General features: G+C 70.5%; 5 protein-coding genes and 1 riboswitch. Of the genes, 2 read left to right on the forward strand and 3 right to left on the reverse strand.

Going from position 1 to position 6749, the window contains the following annotated elements:
• Window position 1: 1 nt before the first annotated feature.
• Window positions 2–1201 (forward strand): O-succinylhomoserine sulfhydrylase, encoded by a 1200-nt coding sequence (locus AAFO60_RS15300; RefSeq protein WP_347957077.1) that lies wholly within the window; start codon window positions 2–4, stop codon window positions 1199–1201.
• A 257-nt stretch (window positions 1202–1458) separates the two neighbouring features.
• Here AAFO60_RS15300 and AAFO60_RS15305 read toward each other — a convergent pair whose 3' ends face one another.
• Window positions 1459–2577, reverse strand: a complete 1119-nt coding sequence (locus tag AAFO60_RS15305; protein ID WP_347957078.1) for an isochorismate synthase — start codon at window positions 2575–2577, stop codon at window positions 1459–1461.
• Between the two features lie 74 nt (window positions 2578–2651).
• The gene (locus AAFO60_RS15310; protein ID WP_347957079.1) at window positions 2652–3194 is read right to left on the reverse strand and encodes a hypothetical protein; all 543 of its coding nucleotides are present in this window, start codon (window positions 3192–3194) and stop codon (window positions 2652–2654) included.
• A gap of 359 nt (window positions 3195–3553) precedes the next feature.
• A riboswitch (SAM riboswitch) is annotated at window positions 3554–3667 on the forward strand.
• 14 nt (window positions 3668–3681) lie between these two features.
• Between AAFO60_RS15310 and AAFO60_RS15315 the strand changes: the two genes are divergently transcribed.
• Window positions 3682–4989, forward strand: a complete 1308-nt coding sequence (locus AAFO60_RS15315; RefSeq protein WP_347957080.1) for an aminotransferase class V-fold PLP-dependent enzyme — start codon at window positions 3682–3684, stop codon at window positions 4987–4989.
• Here AAFO60_RS15315 and AAFO60_RS15325 read toward each other — a convergent pair.
• Entirely contained in the window at window positions 4890–5936 is a 1047-nt protein-coding gene (locus AAFO60_RS15325; protein WP_432211717.1) for a VOC family protein, read from the reverse strand. The two genes, AAFO60_RS15315 and AAFO60_RS15325, sit on opposite strands and share 100 nt — an antisense overlap.
• Window positions 5937–6749 lie beyond the last annotated feature (813 nt).

The raw sequence follows: 6749 nt of genomic DNA on the forward strand, positions 1-6749 counted from the left end.
AATGAGTCGTGAGCTGCCCGACTGGGTGTCGCCGGAAACTGTCGCCGTGCGCGGGGGAATCCTGCGTTCGGGGTTCTTCGAGACCTCCGAAGCCCTGTACCTGAACAGCGGCTACGTGTACGAGAGCGCAGAAGCGGCCGAACGGGCGTTCACCGGTGAGGACAAGCGGTTCGTCTACACCCGCTACGGCAATCCGACGGTCGCGATGTTCCAGGAGCGGCTGCGTCAGATCGAGGGCACCGAGGCGTGCTTCGCGACCGCCAGCGGCATGTCGGCGGTGTTCGTCGCGCTCGCCGCGCTGCTGAAGAAGGGCGACCGGCTGGTGGCCGCGCGCAGCCTCTTCGGCTCCTGCTTCGTCATCTGCAACGAGATCCTGCCGGCCTGGGGCGTGGAGACCGAGTTCGTCGACGGCGACGACCTCCAGCAGTGGGAACGCGCCCTTTCCAAGCCGACCGACGCGGTCTTCTTCGAGACGCCGTCGAACCCGATGCAGACCCTCGTCGACGTGCGGAAGGTGTCGGAGCTGGCGCACGCCGCGGGCGCGACGGTGGTCCTCGACAACGTCTTCGCCACCCCGCTGCTGCAGCGCGGCCTCGACATGGGCGCCGACGTGATCGTCTACTCGGGCACCAAGCACATCGACGGGCAGGGCCGCGTGATGGGCGGCGCCGTGCTCGGCACGAGCGAGTTCATCGACGGGCCGGTCCGCGCCATGATGCGCCACACCGGCCCGGCGTTGAGCCCGTTCAACGCCTGGGTGATGCTCAAGGGCCTCGAGACAATGAAGCTGCGACTCGACCAGTCGGTCGCCACCGCGCTGCGCGTCGCCGAGTTCCTCGACGCCGACCCGCGGGTCGCACGCGCCATCTACCCGTTCCTGCCCTCGCACCCGCAGTACGAGCTGGCGCGGTCGCAGATGTCGGGCGGCGGAACGGTCATCACGTTCGAGCTCGCGGAGCGGCCCGGCACGTCGGGCAAGGAACGCGCCTTCGAGTTCCTCAACGGACTGTCGTTGATCGACATCTCCAACAACCTCGGCGACGCCAAGAGCCTGATCACCCACCCGGCCACCACCACGCACCGGGCGATGGGGCCGGAGGGTCGCGCCGCGATCGGCCTCACCGACTCGATGGTCCGCCTGTCGCTGGGACTGGAGAACGCCGACGACCTGCTCCGCGACCTGGATTCCGCGCTCGGCTGACGCGGGGTCTCGATACGCTCGCTCACTTCGTTCGCGGGCTACTCGACCAGCCTGATGGGGCGCTCGACCGGCCTGCCGGGGCGCTCCTCAGGGTGGTCGAGTAGGCCGAGGCGCTAGCCGAGGGCGTATCGAGACCTGGGGGTTGGTTCGTCGGTGGTGGGGGTCTCGATACGCTCGCTCACTTCGTTCGCGGGCTACTCGACCAGCCTGGGGTGCTCGCTCACTTCGTTCGCGGGCTACTCGACCAGCCTGGTGGGCTACTCGACCAACCCGGCGATTCGGGATCGACTCGACGCGCCGAGCGCCGACAGGACGGTCTGGAACTTCGCCGTGGTCTCGGCGACCTCGGCGTCCGGGTCGGACCCGGCGACGATGCCGCCGCCCGCCCACGCCTGGATTCGGGAGCCGGAGGCGTCCAGTTCTAGGCAGCGGATGGCGACCACCCATTCGCCGTCTCCCGACGCATCACACCAGCCGACGGCGCCCGCGTAGAAGTCGCGGTGGCCCTCCACCTCGCCGATGACCTGCGCGGCCGCCCGCGACGGGGTGCCGCACACGGCGGGCGTGGGCGACAGCAGCGCGGCCAACTCCAGCGCGGTGATCGACGGATCGGTCAGCTGCGCCGACAACGGCGTGGCCAGATGCCAGACGTGCCGCGTGGCGATGAGCTGCGGTACGTCTGGCGCAGTGATCGTCGAACACAGCGGTCGCAGCGCGTCGAGCAGGTAGTCGACGACATACCGGTGCTCGCGCAGGTCCTTCTCCGAACGCTCCAAAGCTGTTGCTGCGCCGATGATCTCGCGACCGACGTCGTCGAACCGCGGCGCCGACCCGGCGTAGGGGACGCACTCGACGATCCCGTCGCGCTTGCGCAGCAGCAACTCCGGGCTCGCCCCGATCAGCCAGCGTCCGGCATGGCCGGGAGCCGCGCTCAGATCGGCGGCGAAGATCGTCGAATCGCCCGCCGTCGCCGCGAACCGATCGACCATCTCACCGGGACCGATCGGCTCGGTCAGCTCGGCCTCCAGGCTGCGGGCCACGACCACCTTGTCGACCCGGCCGGCGTCGATGGCGTCGACGGCCCTGATCACCCGGTCGCGGTGCACGTCGTCGGGCGTCACCGACAACCGCGACACCGCGGGGGCGGCGACCGCCGACGACGGCGTGGAGACGACCGGTGAGAAGTCGACGCGGTCGGGCGCGATCAACGACGCGGGGCCCGCGGTGTCGAAACCGAGCGCCCCGCCGACGAACGACGCCGCGCCCGAGCGGAGGGCGTCGACCGCCTCGGCCGCCGTCGAGTACGCCGCGCGAACGCCGAAACCGCGCGCGTTCAACTCGGTGTTCGACAACTGGAACGACAGACCGGCAGACACCTGGCCAGGTTACCCGTGGCCGACGCGACGACCGGCGCCGCTGTGACGCGATTCTCGCCGCCGGACCGCCCGCGTCAAACAGTCTTGGTGCCGGTCAGCCGGTCCTCGCGGATCAACCGGCGCGCCAGGTCGCGGGCGGTCGAACCGGCGGACGTCGGATCGGTGGCGGCGTCGGTTCCCGACATGTTGAGGCAGTCGCGGCCGTCGACCGACGAGGTCGCGAACAGCCATCGCTCGGTGTGATGAGGCGAGGAGTCGTCGCGGTCGCGGTTGCGCCACGCGCCGACGGTCGGAGCGGGGCCGGCGCATCGTCGAGCGAACAGCACGATCGCGTGAACGGGCCGACCCGCGCCCGATTCGCCGAGGGACACCAGGTCGTCGGAGACCTGCGAGAGGGCGCGCTCGTCGGCGGCGGCGCGGATCATCACCACCGGGACGCCCTCGTCGGACTCGGGGACGGCGGTCCAGCCGACGGGCAGGCGGATCGTCACCGAGACGCTGTTCTGCAGCGGAAACGTCGCGGTCGTCTCGGTGGGGACGTCCGGCCGCCACGGCGCGAGGATCAGCAGCGTCGCCAATGCGCCGAGCAGTACCGCACCGACCGCGATCAGCGGCACGACCGGTCGTCGGCGGGTGCCACTCGGCGGGGGAGGACCGGGCGGGTAGGGGCCGGGTGGGAACGGGCCGGGTGGATAGGGACCGGGCGGGCCGAAAGCCGGTTGGCCGTGTGCCGCAGGCGGTCCGAACGGCGGCGGCGCACCGTGGGGCGGGGGCGGTGACGGCATCGCCTGCGGCCGGATCCGCGGGTCCGGCAGAGGACGGGACCGCGGGAACGGATCGTTCGGATGAACCACAGACAGCCTTCCTCGTGCCGCATTCGCGCATTCTCCACGCTATCGGCCGCACCGGGCGCAGTTGAACCCGCGGCGGTTTTAATGCTTCCGACGAACGGTCGGGCAGGGCACTGTCTACGGCGGGTCACGAGAATCAGCGACACGCCCCGGCGCGCTGGTCAGCAACCCTCCACCGTGGTGGGGTGCTCCGGGTGACGACCCGGCCGACGCCGACCGGCGCACGGCAAGCACGGAATCACTGGAGTCCTTCATGACCGCTGTCCTCGATCGTCCCGCAACCGTTCGTCCCGTTGCCGTTCGTCACACTGCCGCTCGCCCCGCTGCCGCGTCTGCCGTCGGCGCGCCGGTGCCGTCGGCCCCGATCTCTCCCTTGGCGGCGGTGGTGGGTGCCGAAACGACGGTGCCCACCACTGCATGGGGTGCCCGCGCCTACGCCAACTTCGACTACGCCGCGTCGGCGCCCGCCCTGGTCTCGGTGGCCGCAGAACTCTCGACGGCGCTCAGCGAGTACGCGAGCGTGCACCGCGGCGCCGGGCATCTGTCGCAGCTCAGCACCACTCGGTACGAGCAGGCCCGCGAGAGCGTGCGGCGCTTCCTCGGCGGCCGCGCCGACGACACCGTGGTGTTCACCCGCAACACCACCGACTCCCTCAACTTGGCCGCCCACGTGGTGCCGGGCGATGTGGTCGTCCTCGACATCGAGCACCACGCCAACCTGCTGCCGTGGACCCGGACCGGACGGGCCCGCGTGGTGTCGGCGGCCGGCACCGTCGAAGAGACGATCGCCCGCCTCGAAGCCGAACTCGCCGCGTCCCCGGCCGCGCTGCTGGCGGTGACGGGAGCGTCGAACGTGACCGGCGAGGTGCTGCCGATCGGCAGGCTCGCGGCAGCCGCGCACCGCCACGGCGCCCGCATCCTGGTGGACGCGGCGCAGCTGGCGCCGCATCGCGGCATCTCGCTCGCGTCGTGGGGCATCGACTATCTGGCGCTGTCCGGGCACAAGCTGTACGCGCCGTTCGGGGCCGGCGTGCTGATCGGGCGCAGCGACTGGTTCGACGCCGCCGAACCCTATCTGGCCGGCGGCGGGGCGAGTGCGAGCGTGGCCGCCGACGGCACCGTCGACTGGCACGCCGGCGCCGCCCGGCACGAGGCCGGTTCCCCGAACGTGCTCGGCGCGGTGGCGCTCGCGGCCGCGGCCGACGCCTTGGACGGCATCGGCTTCGAAGCGATCGGCTACCACGAGCACCGTCTGCGACAGCGCCTCGACGAGGGGTTGGCGCTGCTGCCGGGCGTGCGGACGCTGCGCGTCTTCGACGACGCCCCCGACAGCGTCGGGATCGTCGCCTTCGCCGTCGAGAACCACACGGCGCGCAGCGTCGCCGAGTACCTGTCGGTGACGCACGGCATCGGCGTGCGCGACGGCAAGTTCTGCGCACATCCGCTGCTCGCGCGGCTCGGTTACCCCGACGGCGCGGTCCGCCTGAGTTTCGGGCTCGGCACGTCGTCCGACGACGTCGACCGGGTGCTGGGAGCGTTGTCGGAGCTGGTGACGCGCTGACGATCGATCCCGGCCGGGGTTCGTGTTCCGGGGTCGGCGGTTCGGGTCAGAAGTCGGCGATGACGATCTTCTTCATCGTCATCAATCGCTGATAGCCGCCGGGGCGGTCGAGCAGCGGGCCGAGGTCGGCGGGGACGATCTGCCAGCTGACCCCGAACTCGTCGGCCAGCCACCCGCAGGCCTCGGCCTCCGGCACGGCCGAGAGGCCGTCCCAGACGATCGATCTCGGCCTGGTCGGGGCATCGGACTTCGAGGGAGACGCCGCAGGTGAACGGGGCGTCGACGGGGGCGCCCGCGTCCATCGCGGCCAGCCACTGCCCGTCCAACTGGAAGTCGGCGAACATGACGGCGCCGGCGTCGGCCGGTCCGCTGGCGGCCGGATACGGCACGAGGGCGCCGACCGCGCTGTCGGAGAACAGTGCTGTGTAGGCGTCGATCGCGGCGCGTGCCCGGTTCTGGGCGGCGCCGCTGAACATGAGCAGCGGCGTCAGGAACGGGCGCGGGTCACCGGCGGGGTCGGTCAGCATCAGTTGCCACGTCATGCCGAATCGGTCGCGGAGCCAGCCGTACCGCTTGCTGTGGGGGTACTCGCCGAGTGGCAGCAGCGGTTCGCCGTCGGCCAGGGCGGCCCACGTCTGATCGAGGCGGGCTCGCGCGGCGTCCTCGCCGCCGAATGCCGCGGGGTCGAAGTTCAGCAGGAACGAGATCGAACTGTTGGGGGCGAAGTGGTCGTCGGCGTTCACCAGCGTGAAGCGGTAGTCGCCGACGACGACGTCGACGGTCACCGGGAGGCCGGCGAAATCGCGTTGGAAGTCGGGGAGGTCGTCAGTGGGGTATCGGGCCGCCACCGACCACGTGGTGTCGGGGAGGGCGTCGGCGTACAGCCGCGCGGCCTCTTCGGCGGTCCGGTTGCACCAGATGTTCGGGACGATCGTCTGTGTCGGCATCGCAGGGCTCCCTCGTCGGGGTCGGCTGTTCGTCCGGTCGTGCTTCTCCAGCGTGCGCGCTTTTCGACGCCGAGACAATCCCTCGAGTCGGTCGACCCTCAGGTTGGTCGAGTAGCCCGCGAACGGAGTGAGCGAGCGTATCGAGACCCCGTTGCCGCGGTTCTGCGTCGGATTTTGTATCTCGGGTGGACAATTGCCGACGCAAGTTTTGCCCGGGTCTCGATACGGCCTCGGCTAGCGCCTCGGCCTACTCGACCACCCTGGGGGAGCTCCGTTGCTGGGCTGGTCGGACGGCCCGCGACCCTCAGGTTGGTCGAGTAGCCCGCGAACGGGGAGTGCCCTCACCCAGGTTGGTCGAGTAGCCCGCGAACGGAGTGAGCGAGCGTATCGAGACCCCGTTGCCCGTGGTTCTGCGTCGGATTTTGTATCCCGGGGAGGCAACTGCCGACGCAAATGCGGCCGGGGTCTCGATTTCGCCCGGGTCTCGATACGGCCTCGGCTTGCGCCTCGGCCTACTCGACCGGCCTGTGGGGAGTTCCGTTTGCCGGGCTGGTCGGGCGGCCCGCGGCCGTCAGGTTGGTCGAGTAGCCCGCGAACGGAGTGAGCGAGCGTATCGAGACCCTGTTGCCCGTGGTTCTGCGTCGGATTTTGTATCTCGGGGAGGCAACTGCCGACGCAAGTTCGCCCGGGGTCTCGACGCTCTTATCGATTTTGTCAAGCGGTGGGGGCTGGTTGTGGGCTGTTGTCTTCGAGGTAGCGGTAGATGTCTCGGGTGACGTAGCGCATGACGGCGCGGCGGGCCATTTTGGGTGT

The sequence above is a fragment of the Gordonia aichiensis genome (assembly GCF_039946255.1).
Lineage (GTDB): Bacteria > Actinomycetota > Actinomycetes > Mycobacteriales > Mycobacteriaceae > Gordonia > Gordonia aichiensis_A.

Bases quoted from the DNA above. Each gene is read 5' to 3' on its own strand.
- AAFO60_RS15300 (WP_347957077.1), top strand. From the start codon at position 2: ATGAGTCGTGAGCTGCCCGACTGGGTGTCGCCGGAAACTGTCGCCGTG.
- AAFO60_RS15315 (WP_347957080.1), top strand. From the start codon at position 3,682: ATGACCGCTGTCCTCGATCGTCCCGCAACCGTTCGTCCCGTTGCCGTT.
- AAFO60_RS15325 (WP_432211717.1), bottom strand. From the start codon at position 5,936: ATGCCGACACAGACGATCGTCCCGAACATCTGGTGCAACCGGACCGCC.